Here is a 17,495-nt window from a genome sequence, read left to right on the forward strand (position 1 = left end):
AACCCTACTTGGGGCCGCAAGAGGCGGATGAGCCTCTTGCTACGATCGAGAAAGCGTTCTTGTGTCTCCTGGATCACCACGAGATCGATATCCGACCAAGCATGCACGCTGTTCTGCGCTAGTGAGCCAAAGAGCAGGATGCGCTCAGGTTGCATATGGGTCGTGATCAGATCAACATAGCGCTGCAACTCACGCTCCAACTGTAGGCGACGCTCTTGCACCGTCTGGTTTACGTTGCTTGGCGAAGGTCGCTTTGCGTTATTCATCGCTTGATACCCGCTCCCCGCTCTCCAACACTACCCCGCCTCATCTACCAGCCACGCCCGCAACTCCGCAACGCTCTCGGCATGCTCAATGACGTCGGCGAGCAACTGGAGTAGTGCGACATCTGCCATGATGGGGCTGTGCGCCAATATTCAAGCAGCAGTTTGCTCGTTGCCAATGAGCTATCTGAGCCATGTGGTTTCACCATCATGAGCACCTCAATGTTGCTACGCCACCACTGGCCGCTGTTTGTGCCAATCGGTCACGCGCTGGTAGGCGTCGCCTACGCGCAACAGGTGTTCCTCGGCGAAGGCCGGGCCGATGAGTTGGAGCCCAACGGGCAAGCCTGCGCTGAAGCCGCAGGGTACGACGAGGCCGGGAACGCCTGCGAGGTTGATTGGGAGCGTGCAGATGTCGCTTAGGTACATGGCTAAGGGGTCGTCGAGCTTTTGGCCGATTTTGAAGGCGACAGTGGGTGAGGTTGGGGTGGCCAGGAGGTCTACATGGGCGAAGGCTTGGCTAAAATCTGCTTTGATCAGGGTGCGTACCTGTTGCGCCCGTCGGTAGTAGGCGTCGTAGTAGCCCGCCGAGAGGGCGTAGGTGCCGAGCATGATGCGTCGCCGCACTTCGGCCCCGAAGCGCCGCCCGCGCGTCGTTTCGATGCTCTCCCACATGCCTGCGCCTGGTTCGCGTGGCCCGTAACGCACCCCGTCGTAGCGGGCGAGGTTGGCGCTGGCTTCGGCTGGCGCGATGATGTAGTAGGTCGGTAGGGCGTATTTGGTGTGTGGCAGCGAGACTTCGACCAGTTCGGCCCCCTGTTCGCGCAGGACTTCAAGCGCAGTACGGGTGACCGCCTCGACCGCTGGATCAATCCCTGCAACGAAGTATTCTCGCGGTACGCCCACCCGTAGACCACGTAGCTCGCCGGTGAGGGCTGCGCGATAGTTGGGTACCGGCAGGTTGGCACTGGTGCCGTCGCGTGGATCATGGCCCGCAATGGCCTCGAGCATCAACGCGAGATCGGCGACACTCCAGGCCAGTGGGCCGATCTGGTCGAGCGAGGAGCCGTAGGCGATGAGGCCGTAGCGGCTGACGCGCCCGTAGGTCGGTTTGAGCCCACTTACGCCACAGAGGGCTGCCGGTTGGCGGATGGATCCACCAGTGTCGGTGCCGAGGCTGGCAGGCACCATGCCCGCCGCTACGGCGGCAGCACTGCCCCCGCTGCTGCCCCCCGGAACGCGCTCGTAGTCCCACGGGTTGCGCGTCACCTGGTAGGCGCTATTTTCGGTACTTGAACCCATGGCGAACTCGTCGCAGTTGAGTTTGCCTACGCTGATCGCTCCAGCGGCATTGAGCCGCTCGACGACGGTGGCGTTGTAGGGCGGTACAAAGCCTTCGAGGATCGCCGAACCACATGTGGTCGTAACGCCACGGGTGCAGATGACATCCTTAATGCCGATGGGGATGCCATGCAGCGGGCCACTGCTGCTGCTGCGGCTGGCATCGGCAGCGCGGGCCGCCTCAAGGGCCTGCTCGCCGCTCACCGTAAGGAAGGCGCGTACCATAGGTTCGAGGCGCTGGATGCGCTCAAGGAGCGCCTCAGTTAGGGCAAATGAAGTAAGCTCGCCCGCCGCAAGGGCGGCACTGGCGTCCTGAAGGGTCAGTTGGTGCAACTCGCTCATGGAGGTCTCCGCAAAAAAGGGGCGGTTATGCTTGGGTATTATACCATTTACGATTGTAGATTGTAGATTGTAGATTGTAGATTGCCGAACAGAGCCGCAACAGAACGCAAAGGAACGCTAAAAAACTTTGTTAGGGATGGTTTTAGAGGCTGTCTGAAAAGTCTATGGTTTGGCGTTGGAGTGCCGGCTTTAGCCGGCTAAAGCCGGCACTCCAGCGTGTGCCCCCCGGCTTTTCAGACAGCTTCTTAGAAACGGCCTTTCAGCTTTACCGTCGTAGTGCCGACTTTAGTCGGCATCCGGGGGGTGTCGGCGACCTCAGCCGACTAAAGTCGGCACTACCTATTCGCGCTAACAAAGTTCTTTGGAGGCTTAATGTTATGCCCATGAACTCCCACTCCCAGCACTCATCAGCCTGGACCGTTATGTGGTAGCATAGTGCCTAGAACTGCGGCACAATTGGAGTTGCCGGAGCGGACAAGGAGGTTCATATGCAGGTCAATCCGGGCATTTTTAAGGCGTATGACATTCGTGGGATCTATCCGACCGAGCTGAACGAGGATGTTGCCTATCTGATTGGGCGGGCCTTTGTGAGCTTTTTGCAGGTGGATCAGGTGATCGTTGGGCGCGATATGCGGATCTCGAGCCCGGCGATCTTTGAGGCGGTAACGCGGGGTTTGACCGACCAAGGGGCTGATGTGACTGATATTGGTATGGTCAGTACCGATCAGTACTACTATGCCTGTGCGAAACTGGGCTTGGCTGGGATGATGGTGACCGCCTCGCACAATCCGGCTCAGTATAGTGGCTTTAAGATGGTGCGTCAGATGCCCTATCTGCTCAGTGGCGATCAGGGTATTCAGGATTTGCGGCGTCTCGTGGAGCAAGAAGTGTTTCCGACGCCGACGCGCAAGGGTACCATGAAGCCGCTGGATCTGAATGAGCAGTTTGTAGATTATGTGCTTTCGTTGGTGGATGTTGCTCCGTTACAGGCGCGGGCCGCTGCGGGGAATCCGCTGCGGGTGATTGCGGATACCGGCAATGGTATGGTTGGCCCCGCGCTCCAGGCGATCTATAGCCGCTTGCCGATTGTCTTTGAGGGTATGTTCCTCGAACCCGATGGCACCCTGCCCAACCACGGCCTCGATCCGCTTCAGCCGGAGAATCGCGCCGAGTTGCAGGCCCGGGTGCTGGCTGAGGGTTTTGATATTGGCTTCCTCTTTGATGGCGATGGCGACCGCTTCTTTGCTGTGGATGACCGTGCGGTCTTTATTTCTGGCGATTTTCTGACTGCGATTATGGGGCAGTATCTGCTCGAACGCTACCCCGCCGCCAAGATTCTCTACGATGTCCGCGCCTCGTGGGCTGTCCCCGATCTGATTCGCGCCAAGGGCGGCACGCCTCTGATGGAGCGCGTTGGCCACGCCTTTATTAAGCGCCGCATGGCCAGTGAGGATGCCGTCTTCGCCGGGGAGGTGACCGGCCACTACTACTTTAAGGATTTCTTCTATGCCGATTCGGGCATTTTGCCTTCGCTGCTGCTCATGGAGTTGCTGGCGAAGCGTGATGTGAGGATGAGCGATCTGCTCAAGGAGTTGGAGGCGAAGTACTACATTTCGGGCGAGATCAACTCCAAGGTTGCTGATGTGCAGGGACGCCTAGATGCCTTGGCTGCACACTACGCCGATGCTAAGGTGGAACGCCTTGATGGCGTGTCGGTCACCTATGATACGTGGCACTTCAATGTGCGTGGCTCCAACACCGAGCCCCTGATCCGCCTGAACCTTGAGTCTATCGCTTCGCCTGCCGAGATGGAGGAGAAGCGTGAGGAGGTGCTGGCGATCATCCGAGGGTAGAGGAGAGCAGAGAGCGGAGAACAGAGAACAAAGAACAGAGAACAGAGAACAGAGAACAAAGAACAGAAAACACAGAGAACAGTCATAATAAAAACCTCTGTGTCCTCTGTGCCTCTGTGGTGAAATCCTCTGTTCCTCGTTCTCTCTCTCTACCTCTCAGCCAACTCGGCCCAGCGCAGAAACGCGGCTTCAATCTGCTCCTCTAGTTCGGCCAGTTGCTCGCTGAGCATGGTAGCCTGTTGGTAGTCGTTGCCACTGGCGCTCAATGCGGTGGCGACCTCGTCGCGTTGGGCTTCGAGTTGGGGGATGTGGGCTTCAAGTTCGCGCAGTTCGCGCCGCTCTTTGTAGCTGAGTCCTTTGCTTGGTGGGTTGTTGGGGCGCGGGGGTGCCACTTTGCGCTCGTTGCTCGGCGCAGCCGTTTTGGCCCGCTCCGCCTGGCGCTCGGCGTAGCGACTATAGCCCCCTGGATACTCCACAATGCGCCCGTGGTGCTCAAAGGCCAAGGTGCGCTGTACCACGCGATCTAAGAAGTAGCGGTCGTGGCTGACGGTGATCACCGTGCCGCTAAACTCATCCAGATAGTCCTCTAGCACGCCCAAGGTTTGCAAATCGAGATCGTTGGTCGGCTCATCAAGAATCAGCAGATTGGGCGCTTCAATCAATTGGCGCAACAGGTAGAGCCGTCGCCGCTCGCCGCCCGAAAGGGTGCGGATCAGCGCCCACTGCTGCTCACGCGTGAAGAGGAAACGCTCCAACATACTCGTGGCCGCTACGAGCGCCCCCTCGCGCCCGCGAATCTGCTCGGCAGGCTCACGGATATAATCCACCACACGCTGCTCGTCGTCCAAGCCCATCGCCTCTTGGTCGTAGTAGGCCATAGCAACGGTTGCGCCCACCATCACCTCGCCCGCATCAGGTGTAATACGCCCAGTGATCATGTTCAGCAAGGTGGTCTTGCCGCTACCATTCGGCCCAATGATGCCAACCCGATCACCCGGATGGACTTCGAGATCAAACTGGTTGATCAGCGGTTGGTCAGCATAGCTCTTGCAGAGCCCCTTGAGTTGCAGCACCCGTTTACCCAAACGCCGCCCCTGGGCGAGGTCAATGCTCACTGTACCTTGGGCCGCCGTGGGGCGTTGCTCGATCAAGGCATGCACGCGCTCGACGTGGGCTTTTTGCTTGGTGGTACGCGCCCGCGCCCCTCGGCGCAACCAGGCCAACTCGCGGCGCAACAGGTTCTGACGAGCCTCTTCAGCGGCGGCCTCGTGCATAAGCCGTTCCGCCTTTTGCTCCAAGAAGCGCTCATAGTTACCCTGATAGCTCGTCACCTGGCCGCGATCCAGTTCCAGCATACGCCCCACCAGCCGTTCGAGGAAGTAACGGTCGTGAGTCACCAAGATCAAGGCCGTGCTGCTGCGGGCAAGGTACTCTTCGAGCCAAGCAATCGTCGTAGTATCAATATGATTGGTTGGCTCATCAAGAATCAGCAGATCGGGGCGCTCAATCAGCAGACGCGCCATCGCCACGCGCTTACGCTGGCCCCCAGAGAGCGTCGCCACCGGAGCGTGCATCTGCGCGGCAAGGCCCAACTCACTAATAATGCTCTGCGCCGCCGTCTCAGCCTCCCAGGCGCCCAACGCATCCATCTGGGGCGTAAGCGCATTGAGTTGCGCGAGCAGCGTCTGGTTATCGGGTTGACGCGCCAAGGCCCCACTAAGTTCTTCATAGTGACGCAGCAGGCGCGTTGTGGGCGCATCACCCGCAAAGACCGCAGCAAGCACACTGTCGGCAGCGGGCAACTCGGGCGTCTGGGGCAGATAGGCCACCCGCAAGCCCTGCGCCCAGGTAACACGCCCCGTGTCGGGCGACTCCAGCCCGGCAACAATGCGGAGCAGCGTCGTTTTACCGCAGCCATTCACACCAATAATGCCCAGGCGTTCACCCTTGAGCATCCCAAAGCTCACATCCTGGAAGAGACTACGCGGGCCGTACTGTTTACTGATGGCTTCGAGGGAGAGGATGGTCATGAGTTAATTCTGGAAGGTTAGAACCGACATGACTCCCGCCATCAGCGCAAGTACCAGCGCAAGGTTACGAAATGTGCTGGTGGGTAGTCGCCCGCCGAGGTTGGTGCCGATGTAGTTGGCAATGAGCGCGACGATCAACCAGAGGCTGACGAGGGGGAGGGCGCTGGCACTGGGGATGAGGCCGCGCCAGGTGAGGAGTGCGAGCGTCGCAATGTTGGTGAGGATGAAGAAGAGCGCCAATTCGGCCTGAAAACGGCGCGGTGCGGTCTGTTCACTGGCGAGCAGCAGCACCGGGGGCACTCCGTTGAGCGAGGTGGTTGAACCAAGCAATCCGCCTAAGCAACCGGCCAGCGCCACTGCGCCGGGCCACGCCTTGATTGGGCGTCTGCGGGAATTGTACCAGATCAGCAGCGTGGCTCCAATCACCACCAAGCCCGCCACCAACTTAATGGTTGCGGTGGAAACCAGATTGAGGATGAAAAGGCCCAACAGGATGCCGGGGATACTCGCGCCCGCCATGACCACAACCCGCTGGTAGCGAATATGCTCCCGCAGGCGATAGGCCACATTGAGACGCATCAGGAGCGCCAGGGTCAGGTTAATCGGCACAATGAAGGCCAGCGGAAAGCCCAAGAGCAGCATAAAGGGCGTACTGATCAGGGCAAAACCAAAACCACTAATCCCACCCAACAGCGCCGCACCACTAATCACCACCAGGGCCAACGTCAGGCTCAGATAGCCCTGATCGGCAAGAAAACTCGCATCAAGCATGGATGTACTCAAGTTAAGGATATAGAAACGAGCAAATAGAAAATAGGTTTGCGGCATCGGGATGCAAGGATACAGAAACGAGCAAATAGAAAACAGGTTTGCGGCATCCCTGCTTCCTATTTCCTACTTCCTATTTACTGCTTCCTACTTCCTGCTTCCCGGCCAATTCTACCCGATTTCGCCCATTGCGTTTTGCTTGGTAGAGGGCCGCGTCGGCTTGGGCAATGACCTCTTGCTTGTAGCCTGGTTTGGGTTGCCAGCAGGCTACACCAAAGCTGGCGCTCATGCGCCAATCTTGCCAGCAGAGTTCATTGATCGTCTTGCGGCAACGCTCGGCGGTTTCGGCGGCACCATGGCTGTCGGTATTGGGCAGCAGAATGGCAAACTCCTCGCCACCGTAGCGGGCCACAATGTCGGAGGCGCGTGTACTGGCGCGCAGCACCCCAGCCACAACGCGCAGCACATGGTCGCCCGCAGGGTGACCAAAGGTGTCGTTGAAGCCCTTGAAGTTATCAATATCAAGCATAATCAGCGCAAGGGGCTCCAGCGCACGGGCGGCACGGTGGGTGGCGGCCTCAAGCTCTTGTTGCAGCGCCCGATGGTTGGCCAAGCCGGTCAGCCCGTCGGTGGTAGCGAGGGCTTGCAGTTGTTCATTGGCAAGGCGCAACTCAAGTTGCTGCTGGTGCAGCGTCGCAACCATAGCCTCCAATTGAGCCTCGCGGTCACGCAGATGGCGCTCGGTGGCTTGTTGTAGCGCCTGTTCACGCTGCAACCGATCACGGGTCTGCAGCAACTGCGCGTAGGGGCTGGTGAAGACGCTGTGGAAGAGGGCGCTACAGATAAAGCCGTAGGCCAATGCTCGGTAGCTATTGCCAAGCAGCACAAGCGCCTCGTGTTGCTGATAAGCCAGGAGGCAACTGAAGCTACCAATGGCCAAGAGCATCAGTGCGGCGAGGCTATGACTCGGTGAGAGCGCAATTGACAAACTGCGCCCGCTGATGAGCGCAACTGCACCAACGAGCAACATGCCACTGATGGCAATTTCAAGTGCAATTCTCAGTAAACTTGTGCCATGACAACGGTTGAGCAAGGGCACTAGTTGCTCGGTGTAGGTGAAGCCCAACCAGACCGTAGCGACAACCAAGGTAATGCTGAAGCCCAAAACCGCACGCCGCAGGCTTGGTTCGGCAGAACCATTGAGTGGGTAAAAGAGCATCAACAAGAGCGCGATGCTACTGATGAGCCGCGCCGCGAGGACAAAGAGGTTCGCGAGCGCCCGTTGCTCCGCAGCACCAAGAGCAGCACCACCCAAGGGCATAACGTGCAGCAACTCAAAGAGCCCAACCGCCAGAAAAGCTCCAGCCAGCAACAGGTGCAAATGGGTCTGCGGTGGGCCAGTGCTGATCCAACCAATCCCAAAGATCAGCAGATTCAAAACCACCGCACTCAGCGCAATAAATGTATGCAGATGCAGGTAGAGTTGGGCACTCAGGGAGGGCATAGTTGCGGTTACCACGTCAACCAGCCCAACCCCGCCCAGCAGCAACACCACGAGCACCAAGCCACGCACCGCGAGTGGCGGTGGCACCATGGTGTTCCCAAAGGCAAGCGCTGCTGTCTGCCCGCGTCTGTGCGGGTGAATGTTGGTATCCATAAGGTAGAAATTTGCACAGATTTACCTGTGCAAAAACTGTACATTCGTAGTACAAATTGTACTAGGTACGCTACAGTCTACTATTATTGGTGGCAACATGCGAGAGGGTATGATGGTTTTATGTATATCTATTTGGAATAATTCCTATGGCTCCCAAAAATTCTTGATGCTTTCGTGTTGGCGGCGATGCCGCCAACACGAAAGCATCAAGAGGGTCTGGGGCGTAGCCCCAAGACGGATTGTCAGAGGGTGTCTGAAAAGTCTATGGGCTGGTGTTGGAGTGCCGGCTTTAGCCGGCTAAAGCCGGCACTCCAGCGTGTGCCACATCGTGTGGAATGACACTGAACCCCTTTTCAGACAGATTCTCAGGTTTGCCCCTCAGCCGGTATTCTTCAAACCCACAGCAATCCCATTGACCGACATGAGCACTGCGGTCTCTAGTTCTTCTTGGTCGGCTTCGGGGAGGGCGGCGCGCAGGCGCTGCAACGCTTCGATCTGGATGTAGCTTAGTGGGTCTACGTAGGGATTGCGCCACTTGATCGCCCGTTGCAATGCCGGTTGCGGATCGAGAATCTCGTTGATCTGGGCAACTTGCAGGATCATGTGGACGGTGCGCTCATATTCGGCCCGAATAGTGGCGAAGATACGCTCGGCTAGCGCTTGGTCGGGGACAAGATCGGCGTAGCGGCGGGCAATCACGAGGTCGGCTTTGGCAATGATCAGTTGGGCGTTGTCGAGCAGGGTGGTGAAGAAGGGCCAGCCTTGGTACATCGCTTGCAGCAGCGCCATGTGTTGCGGATCAGCGGCAGCAAAGCGTTCTAGTGCGGTACCAAGCCCATACCAGCCCGGCAGCGTGTGGCGGCTCTGCATCCAGCTAAAGACCCAAGGGATGGCCCGTAGATCTTCGATGCGGTCGCTCTGGCGCCGGGCTGCTGGGCGCGAGCCGATGCGTAGCCGCCCAAACTCAGCGACAGGGGTGGCCGCGCGGAAGTAGGCGAGGAAGCTTGGGGCGTCGTAGATCAAACCCCGGTAGGCTTCCCAACCGATCTGGGCCATGCTCTCCATGGCAGCGAGCCACGCCGGTTCGGGCGAGTGGAGCAGTTCGTTGAAGCCAGCCCGCAGTACGGCGTTGATCACCTGTTCGAGGTGGCGCGCGGCGGTACGCGGTTCGAGGTAGCGGTCGGAGATCATTTCGCCCTGGTCGGTCATTTTGATCTGGCCGCGTAGTGTGCCGGGTGGCTGGGCGAGGATGGCTTGGCCTGCGGGCCCGCCGCCGCGCCCGACCGCACCGCCGCGCCCGTGGAAGAGGCGCAAACGGACACCGTGGCGATCAGCGATATTGGTCAGTTCAAACTGGGCGCGGTAGAGCGCCCAATTGGCCGCGACGAAGCCGCCCTCTTTGTTGCTGTCCGAATAGCCCAGCATGATCTCCTGGTTGTGCCCGCGCAGGCGCAGATGCTCTTGGTAAACTGGCAGTTCCAAAAGGGCAGCAAAGAGTTGCGGCGCATTGGCCAGATCAGCCCCGGTTTCAAAGAGCGGCACCACATTGAGGCGGCTAAACTCCCCCGGCTGGTAGAGGCCGACTTCGCGGCAGAGCAGCAGCAGCGCGAGAATATCGCTCACCTGAGCCGTCGCACTGATCACATAGGTGTCAATCATTTCAGGATCAAGCTGTTCCAACAATGCCGCAATCATGCGTAAGGTCTGAAGCACCTCAGCCGTCTCGCTGCTATAGGCAGCAAGGCGCGCCGGAGTGAGTGGACGGGGACTCGTGATCTCAGCAGTCAAGAGTTGCCGTTTCGCCGCTTCGGGCAGATCGGCATACGCCTGCTCGATTCCTGCCATGCGGAAGATCTCGTCGAGGGCAGCCATATGGCGGTTGCTATGCTGACGAATATCGAGCGTCGCCGTATGTAAACGGAAGATGCCCACAGCCGCCATCACGTCGCGCAAGATTCCATCGGCCACCAGATGCCCACCGTGAGCCCAAAGGCTCGTGTAGATCAGACGCAGATCGGCCAACAGCTCGGCGCTACGGAAGTAGACTGTCGACGGCGGAGTGGGCGGCGGATCAACGCCCCAACGGGGCACCAGCGTGAGCGTATAGGCCAAACTGGCCTTGAGGCGCGCCTGCATCAGTTGCAGCAACTGGCGGTAGGGTTCACGGGCGTGGTGCGGGCTAATTTCCGCCACGGCATCAGGGAAGAGCGTTTGGTAGTAGGCAATCCGCTCATACACCGCTGGCGCAATCGAGACCTGGTAGCGCGACTGGCTCAGATCGCTAAAGAGGCGATCCATTTCACCAATCAGATGGCGCAGCATCGAAGCACGCATGCGCCGCGCCGCATCCACCGTCACCTCAGCGGTCACATAGGGATTCCCGTCACGGTCGCCTGCCATCCAACTGCCGAAGCGCAGCAGCGGCGGCAGCGCCCAAGGATGTTCGGGGTAGTAGGTCTGAAGCGCCTGGCCCATCGCCCGATGGATCTGCGGAATCAACTCATAGAGCGTCGTCTGGAAATAGAAGAGGCCATTTTCAACCTCATCAACCACCGAAGGCTTATGCAGACGCACATCATCGGTCTGCCAGAGGCCCACAATTTCGCGTTCGATCCGCGTCAGCGCAGCCCCGCGATCTTCGGGCAGTAGCAGCCGTTCACCCAAGTTCAGCACGAGCAGATCATCAAAGATGCGCCGCAGCTTGAGCAGCGTCGTGCGACGGCGCGACTCGGTGGGGTGGGCGGTAAAGACCGGCATAATCAGAGCGCCATCAAGCCAACGTTGCAGCACCTCAGCAGGCACCTGAGCGGCGCGCAACTCTGCCAAGGCCGCCGCGATACTCTCGGCCCGAGGGGCCGGGGCGGCGCGCAGGTCGCGCTCACGTAGCACACGTAGCCGCTCGACCGCCTCGGCAAGATTCACCAAGCCAAAATAGAGCGTAAAAGCCTTGGTGAGATTGTGCAACTCCTTGACCTTGAGGCTGGCAATCAGGGCTTGCAACGCTTCAGCATGCTGCGGATCACCGCTACTCCGCAACTCACGGGCCATCAAACGCACGCGCTCTTCCAGCGCAAAAGCCGATGCGCCGCTCTGGTCGGACATAACCCGGCCCAGAGCTTCGCCCAAGGCACGAATATTGGCAGAGATAATGTCGCTTTCGCCGGTCATGTGCTACTCCGTAGGGTTTGGGGGTGGCAAAGCCTCCCTCGAGGTTTTTTCTTTCGTGTTGGCGGCTTCGCCGCCAACACGAAAGAAAAAAAGAGGGTATGGGGTACAACCCCACCCGCATGAAACATGGGTGTCCCAGAAGTCCTACTCACCGCCTTCGGCGACCATCTCTTCGACGTGGGCGTTATCATTGAGACGCATAAGCCGCCAGCCGTTGCGCCCGTGGCGCAGTTCGGTGATGGAGCCATTGTCGAGCCACATGCGCCCAAAGTTGCCGAGATCAAGGCCAATGATGTGGCAGAGCAGGGCACGGATCGTACCGCCATGCGACACAGCGGCAATCACCTCATCGGCACGGTGGCGCTCATGGATCAGATTGAGGGCCACAAGGGCGCGCTCCTGGAGTTGGGCATAGCTCTCGCCGCCAATCCGCACCGTGCGGGCCGGATCACGGCGATACTCAGCCATATGATCAGGAAAACGGCGATAGAGCTCTTCGGGCGTCAAGCCCTCCCACTGACCCACATCAATCTCACGCAATTGCACCAACGCTTGCGGCGTCAACTTCAGCGTCTGCCCAATCACCTCAGCCGTCTCCCAGGCACGGGTGACATCACTGCTATAGAGGGCATCTACCGCATAGGCTTCCAGACGGCGGGCGGCACGGCGGGCCTGTTCACGGCCACGCTCATTCAACGGGACATTCGCTTGCCCCTGGTATTGTAAGGTCACATTCCACGGCGTCTCACCGTGGCGCACAAGAATCAAGCGCATGAGCAAGCTCTCCGGTGTTGGCGGAATCTCCGTGGGTTAGTATACCACTGAAGAACAGAGGAACAAAGGAACAGAGGAACAAAGGAACAAAGGAACAGAAGAACAAAGGAACAAAGGAACAGGGCTTACCATCTGTTCTTCTGTTCTTCTGTTCTTCTGTTCTCCTCTTCTGCTGTTCTGCTGTTCCTCTGTTCTTCTGTTCCTCTGTTCTTCTGTTCTCCTCTGTGGTAAGATAAGCCCCAAAGAGCGTAGGTGTGATGGAGGCGACGTATGGGGCTCATGGCGGGCAAGCAGGGGTTGATCTTAGGAGTGGCAAACGACCACTCCATTGCGTGGGGCATTGCTCAGGCGTTACATCGTGAAGGGGCACGCATGGGCTTTACCTATGTGGGTGAAGCCCTAGAGCGCAGGGTGCGTCCGTTGGCGCAGAGTCTCGATGCGGATCTGATTGAGCCGTGTGATGTGACGAGCGATGCTGAGATTGCGGCGCTGATGGAGCGAGCGCAGGCGGCCTTTGGGCAACTCGACTTCTTGGTACACGCGATTGCGTTTGCCAATAAAGAGGAGTTGCAAGATGCCTATCTGCGTACCTCCCGCGAGGGCTTCCTGCTGGCCATGGATGTGAGTGTCTATTCGCTCACCGCTCTGCTCAAGGCTGCCGAGCCGATCTTGGCACCTGGGGCTTCAGTTGTGACTCTGAGCTACATCGGGGCACAACAGGTGATTCCCAATTATAATGCAATGGGAGTAGCCAAAGCGGCACTTGAAGCGAGTGTACGCTACTTGGCTGCCGACTTGGGGCCGCGCAATATCCGCGTGAACGCCATTAGTGCTGGCCCCATCCGGACCCTGGCCGCTAGTGGCATCAGTGGCTTCCGGGCGATGCACCGTGGCTTCGCAGACCATGCACCGCTGCGCCGCAATGTCACAAGTGCCGATGTAGGCAACACCGCCCTCTGGCTCTGTAGCGATCTCAGTAGTGCCGTAACTGGCGAAATTATCTATGTGGATGCTGGTTTCAACATTATGGGCATGAGCTTGCCTGAGTGATGGTACCAGCAGTGTGGGCAGGATGATGCGCCCACCCACACACCTGTACCGTAACGATCGCCGCAAGGCGACACCTTGCCTAACGAGGTCATTCCATGCCAATCTCTGTAGTAGTCGTGGCGAGCGACCCCGATACGCGGACGCGGTTGGCCGCACTCATTCCGGCAGACGGCTTCGCCGTCAGCCAGGGCGTCCCCGATCAGCCACCCGCCGAACTGCCAGCCCTCTTCGTCATTGCCCTACCCGGCCTCGCCACCCCCGAAGAGCAACTGATTGAGCGCCTACGGGCCGATGATACGACCGCCGCAACCCCGATTGTGATTGCCAGCGCCCTGCCTATGATCGAACTCCAATCGGTGCCCTATGCCTCCGATTGGACGATTGCGATTGTTGAAGAACCAGTGCAGGGGCAGATTTTGCAAGATACCATAGCGTTTCTGCTCAACCCTGAGGGGTGAGAGCGCACGGGCGTGTGGGTGACACAGTGGCAGCGAGATGTTTTGGTTAAGGTGTGGTGGGGAGTGCAAGCCAACGAGGTTGCGCCCACCTCACCCAAACCTTCTCTGTGTTCTCGGTGCCTCTGTGGTAAATATCTCTATAACCTCTTAGAAGCACGCTCACCCCTCCATCCGCTTTTGAGCCATCTTCAGCACAGCACAACGCTGCTCAGAGGTAGCACAGCGTGGGCAACCACCAACCATGCGCTGCTCGTGCAATTCAATGATGGCATGGGCTGAACTCCAGAAGATCCGACGTGCGCCTACCAGATCAAAGAGGCCAGTACGCGCAAACATCGAGAGTACGTGAAAAGGTTCTGTTATGATGCGCCGCTTATTCCCTCTGCTCTTGCTCGTTGCTTTGCTGCTGTTTAGCCTCCCGGCTCAGGCGGCACCCTTCGATGGGCGCGGGCGTATGTTTGCCGACCCCGCGTTCTATGCTGTCTGGGAGCGCACCGATCATCCCCAGGTGCAGTCCGGGCGCAGTTTCTTCTGGGGGCCTCAGCCATGGCTCGCTAATGCTGAGGTGATGTTCCAAGGCCAGCATGGGTTGCGTACTGTCCAGTATTTCGATAAGGCCCGTATGGAGATCAATGATACCGCTTCGCGTGATTATCACGGCGGGGTCACCAATGGCCTCCTGGTAGTTGAGATGGTCTCTGGCGATCTACGTCTCGGCATGGAGTGGTTCGATACCGAACGGCGCCAGCCCGCCACAGTGCCGGTCGCGGGTGATCCGGGTTACCTCAATCCCGAAGCACCAACCTACGCATCCTTTGCAGCAGTCAGTACCATCCGCGAGAATGACTATCGTGATGCGCCCCGCTTAGACCAGCCGGTGATTACCGCCATTGACCGCCAGGGTCGCTTGACGCTGCGTGATGATCTGGGCGCTGCCTATCCCCAGACGGCGATTCGGGCCTATGATGAGACGACTGGCCATAATGTTGCGGGGGTCTTCGTTGATTTTATGGCGCAACACGGTGCCTATATGGAGGGGGGGCGCGTGCGCCACGGGACAATCATTGATCCCGTTTTTACGATGGGCCATCCGATCAGCGATCCCTATTGGATGCGTGCCAAAATTGGGGGCGTGGATCACGATGTGTTGGTGCAACTCTTCCAGCGCCGCGTTTTGACCTATGTGCCCACCAATCCGCTCGGCTATCAGGTGGAGATGGGCAATGTTGGGCAGCACTATTTCCAGTGGCGCTACCCCCATCTGGGTCGCCCTTGGGAACACGATGGGCCGCCAGTGATGCCGATTGTGGCGGCGAGCACCGCTTTCGATACGCCCCATTTTGAGGTGGTGCGCCTTGATGCGCGCCGCCCCGCTGCCTTGACAAGCGGCTCGGTTGAGAGTGTGCCCTTCTCCTATCGCCATAGCTACGATTACGGGCGGCGCTGTGTGCTGCTCGATTCGCGCCGGGGCGATGGGGTGCATCGCCAGATTTACCAGCAGCCGCTGGCTGGCAGCGAGGGCTGTCCGCCCCGCCGCATCACCTTCAGCGATGGAACCCCGCCCCCTGAAGGCGAGCAGAGTGGCTACCTGCCGCGTGGCAGCGCCAACGACTACAATCCAAGTATGTCGCCCGATGGCACGCGGATTGTCTTTGTCTCGGATCGCGCCGGGCCGCCCCAACTCTACATTGTGCGCGCCGATGGCGGTGGAACCCCAACCCTGCTCTTTGGCGATGGCTGTCTGCAACAGTACCCCAGTTGGAGCCCCGATGGGCGCAGCCTCGTCTGGGAGCGCCAATGCCCCGGTGAACCCTTCCGCATTATGCGTGGCGATCTGGCCTATACTGGTGATGGCAATCTGATTGGGGCTACGTTGGTCAATGTCAGCCCGCTGACTGGCCTTGATGCCGATAACCGCTACCCGCGCATGAGTCCCAATGGCATGGAGATTGCCTTTACCTCCTACCGCGATGGCAATGGCGAAATTTACCTCATGGATCGCAATGGCCAGAATGTGCGCCGCCTCACCAACCATCCGGCTGAAGACGAAGCGCCCAGTTGGATGGTTGATGGTGAGCGTATCGTCTTTGCCAGTAACCGCGAAGGTAGCTACCAGATCCATATGCTCGACCCAGTCACCCTGGAGGTCTATGCGATGATGATGCGTGGCGAAAGCCGTTGGCCCTTGGCGGGGTGGTAAGGGCAGAACAGAGAACAGAGGGAACAGAGAACAGAGGGAACAGAGAACAGAGGGCAGAGGGAACAGAGAACAGAGAACAGAGAACAGAGAGCGGCATGGCATGCTCGTCACTTGTCACTTCTCACTTGTCACTGGTACACATTCATGATCACACTGCCACGCTTGTTACTCGCTGCACCAATGAGCGGCAGCGGCAAAACAACGATCACTGCCGGGCTGCTTGCGGCTCTGCGGGCGCGCGGGCTTCAGGTGGCCCCCTTTAAGTGTGGGCCGGATTACATTGATCCAAGCTACCATGCGCTGGCCGCCGAGCGCCCCTGCCACAACCTTGATGCTTGGTTGGTGCCGCCGAGCGAGCTTGCAGGCATTATGGCGCGCCGCGCTGCCGACGCTGATCTGGCGCTCATCGAGGGCGTAATGGGCCTCTTCGATGGCGTCGCAGGCTATGATGATCTCGCGAGTAGCGCCCATATCGCCCGCCTCACTGCAACCCCAGTGGTCGTTGTGCTCGACATCCGCTCGATGGCGCGTACCGCCGCCGCACTGGTGGCGGGCCTGCGCGATTTTGATCCGCGCCTCAATCTGGTTGGCGTGATTATCAATCGCGCCGGTAGCCCACGCCACGCCCGAATGGTGCAAGAGGCGATTGAGACCAGTGCGGGCGTGCCGGTCTTGGGCAGTTTTCTACGTGATGAAGCGATTACGCTGCCCGAACGCCATTTGGGCCTCGTGCCCACTGCCGAAGCGGGCCATTGGCAGGCTTGGATGCACGACATGCGGGCGCGTATTGAGGCCAACCTCGATCTCGACCGGCTCCTCCAATTGGCCGCCCAAGCGCCGCCCCTCGCGCCAATGCCGAGCCCCACGCGCCCCGCTGCGACCCTAGAACACCCCAAAGCGACCGCCGCGCCCAGCATTGCCATTGCCCGCGATGCCGCCTTTAGCTTCCTCTACGAAGAGAACCTCGATCTGCTGCGGGCAGCAGGGGCCCAACTGCGCTTCTTCAGCCCCCTGCACGACACGGCGCTGCCCGCAGGCAGCGGGGCGCTCTACCTGGGCGGCGGCTTCCCCGAACTCTACGCAGCCCAACTAAGCGCCAATACACCGCTGCTTGACGCCATCCGCACTGCGGCAGCCCAAGGCATGCCCATCTATGCCGAATGTGGCGGCCTTATGTACCTCACCGAAGCGGTGGTTGATCAGCAGGGCCAAAGCTACCCCATGCTCGGCCTGTTGGCCGGACGCTCAATCATGACCCCCCGGCTCACGTTGGGCTACCGCACGGTGAGCGCCGTAAGCGACAACTGGCTCTGGCGGGCGGGCGAGAGCGTGCGTGGCCACGAGTTCCACTACTCCACATGGGAAGCGCGTCCCCCCGAACTAGCGCCACTCTACACCTGCCACCCTGATCGTATGCGCCCGCAGGCCAGCCCCGAAGGTGTCTGCCAGGATAACATCCTAGCATCCTACGTCCACATCCACTGGCTGGCCTACCCGCAGTTGGCCGAGCGCTTCGTGGCTGCTGCGCTTGACTAAGGTTGTGTCAACGGCGAAGGCTTGTTAGCGCGAAGAAGCCCTGGGCTCGTAGGGA

Annotated in this window: 13 protein-coding genes; 5 read left to right on the top strand and 8 right to left on the bottom strand. The window is 59.3% G+C overall.

Annotated features, from left to right (window positions below; translation table 11 throughout):
* On the bottom strand, positions 1-266 hold a 266-nt coding region (locus tag CJ255_RS24290; RefSeq protein ID WP_245863112.1), incomplete at its 3' end, for a nucleotidyltransferase domain-containing protein.
* 225 nt (positions 267-491) lie between these two features.
* On the bottom strand, positions 492-1,946 hold the full coding sequence (gene gatA, locus CJ255_RS01510; RefSeq protein ID WP_097642330.1) for an Asp-tRNA(Asn)/Glu-tRNA(Gln) amidotransferase subunit GatA: 1,455 nt from the start codon (positions 1,944-1,946) through the stop codon (positions 492-494).
* 488 nt (positions 1,947-2,434) lie between these two features.
* Between gatA and CJ255_RS01515 the strand changes: the two genes are divergently transcribed.
* Complete coding sequence (locus CJ255_RS01515; RefSeq protein WP_097642331.1) at positions 2,435-3,799, top strand: phosphomannomutase/phosphoglucomutase; 1,365 nt, start codon at positions 2,435-2,437, stop codon at positions 3,797-3,799.
* A gap of 149 nt (positions 3,800-3,948) precedes the next feature.
* On the opposite strand, the gene CJ255_RS01520 is transcribed toward CJ255_RS01515, so the two are convergent.
* The 5 genes from CJ255_RS01520 to CJ255_RS01540 form a co-directional block, all read right to left on the bottom strand.
* Complete coding sequence (locus tag CJ255_RS01520) at positions 3,949-5,829, bottom strand: ABC-F family ATP-binding cassette domain-containing protein (RefSeq protein WP_097642332.1); 1,881 nt, start codon at positions 5,827-5,829, stop codon at positions 3,949-3,951.
* Between the two features lie 3 nt (positions 5,830-5,832).
* Positions 5,833-6,600: a sulfite exporter TauE/SafE family protein gene (locus tag CJ255_RS01525; RefSeq protein ID WP_165774521.1), complete on the bottom strand. Its 768-nt coding sequence runs from the start codon at positions 6,598-6,600 to the stop codon at positions 5,833-5,835.
* A gap of 130 nt (positions 6,601-6,730) precedes the next feature.
* Positions 6,731-8,254: a sensor domain-containing diguanylate cyclase gene (locus tag CJ255_RS01530; RefSeq protein ID WP_097642334.1), complete on the bottom strand. Its 1,524-nt coding sequence runs from the start codon at positions 8,252-8,254 to the stop codon at positions 6,731-6,733.
* Positions 8,255-8,632: 378 nt separating this feature from the next.
* Complete coding sequence (gene ppc, locus CJ255_RS01535; RefSeq protein WP_097642335.1) at positions 8,633-11,422, bottom strand: phosphoenolpyruvate carboxylase; 2,790 nt, start codon at positions 11,420-11,422, stop codon at positions 8,633-8,635.
* Positions 11,423-11,566: 144 nt separating this feature from the next.
* Positions 11,567-12,196 carry a histidine phosphatase family protein gene (locus CJ255_RS01540; RefSeq protein ID WP_097642336.1) on the bottom strand — a complete coding sequence of 210 codons (630 nt, stop codon included), beginning with the start codon at positions 12,194-12,196 and terminating at the stop codon, positions 11,567-11,569.
* Positions 12,197-12,466: 270 nt separating this feature from the next.
* On the opposite strand from CJ255_RS01540, the gene CJ255_RS01545 reads away from it, so the two are divergent.
* Both CJ255_RS01545 and CJ255_RS01550 read left to right on the top strand, forming a co-directional pair.
* Complete coding sequence (locus CJ255_RS01545) at positions 12,467-13,246, top strand: enoyl-ACP reductase FabI (protein ID WP_097642337.1); 780 nt, start codon at positions 12,467-12,469, stop codon at positions 13,244-13,246.
* A gap of 95 nt (positions 13,247-13,341) precedes the next feature.
* Entirely contained in the window at positions 13,342-13,704 is a 363-nt protein-coding gene (locus CJ255_RS01550; RefSeq protein ID WP_097642338.1) for a hypothetical protein, read from the top strand.
* 159 nt (positions 13,705-13,863) lie between these two features.
* On the opposite strand, the gene CJ255_RS23260 is transcribed toward CJ255_RS01550, so the two are convergent.
* A complete protein-coding gene (locus CJ255_RS23260) occupies positions 13,864-14,040 on the bottom strand; it encodes a hypothetical protein (RefSeq protein WP_165774522.1) in 177 nt (58 codons plus the stop codon).
* A gap of 25 nt (positions 14,041-14,065) precedes the next feature.
* On the opposite strand from CJ255_RS23260, the gene CJ255_RS01555 reads away from it, so the two are divergent.
* Together CJ255_RS01555 and CJ255_RS01560 are read left to right on the top strand one after the other, a co-directional pair.
* Complete coding sequence (locus tag CJ255_RS01555) at positions 14,066-15,904, top strand: PD40 domain-containing protein (protein ID WP_097642339.1); 1,839 nt, start codon at positions 14,066-14,068, stop codon at positions 15,902-15,904.
* Between the two features lie 144 nt (positions 15,905-16,048).
* The gene (locus CJ255_RS01560; RefSeq protein ID WP_097642340.1) at positions 16,049-17,440 is read left to right on the top strand and encodes a cobyrinic acid a,c-diamide synthase CobB; all 1,392 of its coding nucleotides are present in this window, start codon (positions 16,049-16,051) and stop codon (positions 17,438-17,440) included.
* Positions 17,441-17,495 lie beyond the last annotated feature (55 nt).

Origin of the sequence: Candidatus Viridilinea mediisalina, assembly GCF_002532535.1 — a bacterium.
Classification (GTDB): domain Bacteria; phylum Chloroflexota; class Chloroflexia; order Chloroflexales; family Chloroflexaceae; genus Viridilinea; species Viridilinea mediisalina.

Bases quoted from the DNA above. Each gene is read 5' to 3' on its own strand.
- CJ255_RS01550 (WP_097642338.1), top strand. From the start codon at position 13,342: ATGCCAATCTCTGTAGTAGTCGTGGCGAGCGACCCCGATACGCGGACG.
- CJ255_RS01560 (WP_097642340.1), top strand. From the start codon at position 16,049: ATGATCACACTGCCACGCTTGTTACTCGCTGCACCAATGAGCGGCAGC.
- CJ255_RS01525 (WP_165774521.1), bottom strand. From the start codon at position 6,600: ATGCTTGATGCGAGTTTTCTTGCCGATCAGGGCTATCTGAGCCTGACG.
- CJ255_RS01540 (WP_097642336.1), bottom strand. From the start codon at position 12,196: ATGCGCTTGATTCTTGTGCGCCACGGTGAGACGCCGTGGAATGTGACC.
- CJ255_RS01545 (WP_097642337.1), top strand. From the start codon at position 12,467: ATGGGGCTCATGGCGGGCAAGCAGGGGTTGATCTTAGGAGTGGCAAAC.
- CJ255_RS01515 (WP_097642331.1), top strand. From the start codon at position 2,435: ATGCAGGTCAATCCGGGCATTTTTAAGGCGTATGACATTCGTGGGATC.
- CJ255_RS01555 (WP_097642339.1), top strand. From the start codon at position 14,066: ATGATGCGCCGCTTATTCCCTCTGCTCTTGCTCGTTGCTTTGCTGCTG.
- ppc (WP_097642335.1), bottom strand. From the start codon at position 11,422: ATGACCGGCGAAAGCGACATTATCTCTGCCAATATTCGTGCCTTGGGC.
- CJ255_RS23260 (WP_165774522.1), bottom strand. From the start codon at position 14,040: ATGTTTGCGCGTACTGGCCTCTTTGATCTGGTAGGCGCACGTCGGATC.
- CJ255_RS01520 (WP_097642332.1), bottom strand. From the start codon at position 5,829: ATGACCATCCTCTCCCTCGAAGCCATCAGTAAACAGTACGGCCCGCGT.
- CJ255_RS01530 (WP_097642334.1), bottom strand. From the start codon at position 8,254: ATGGATACCAACATTCACCCGCACAGACGCGGGCAGACAGCAGCGCTT.
- gatA (WP_097642330.1), bottom strand. From the start codon at position 1,946: ATGAGCGAGTTGCACCAACTGACCCTTCAGGACGCCAGTGCCGCCCTT.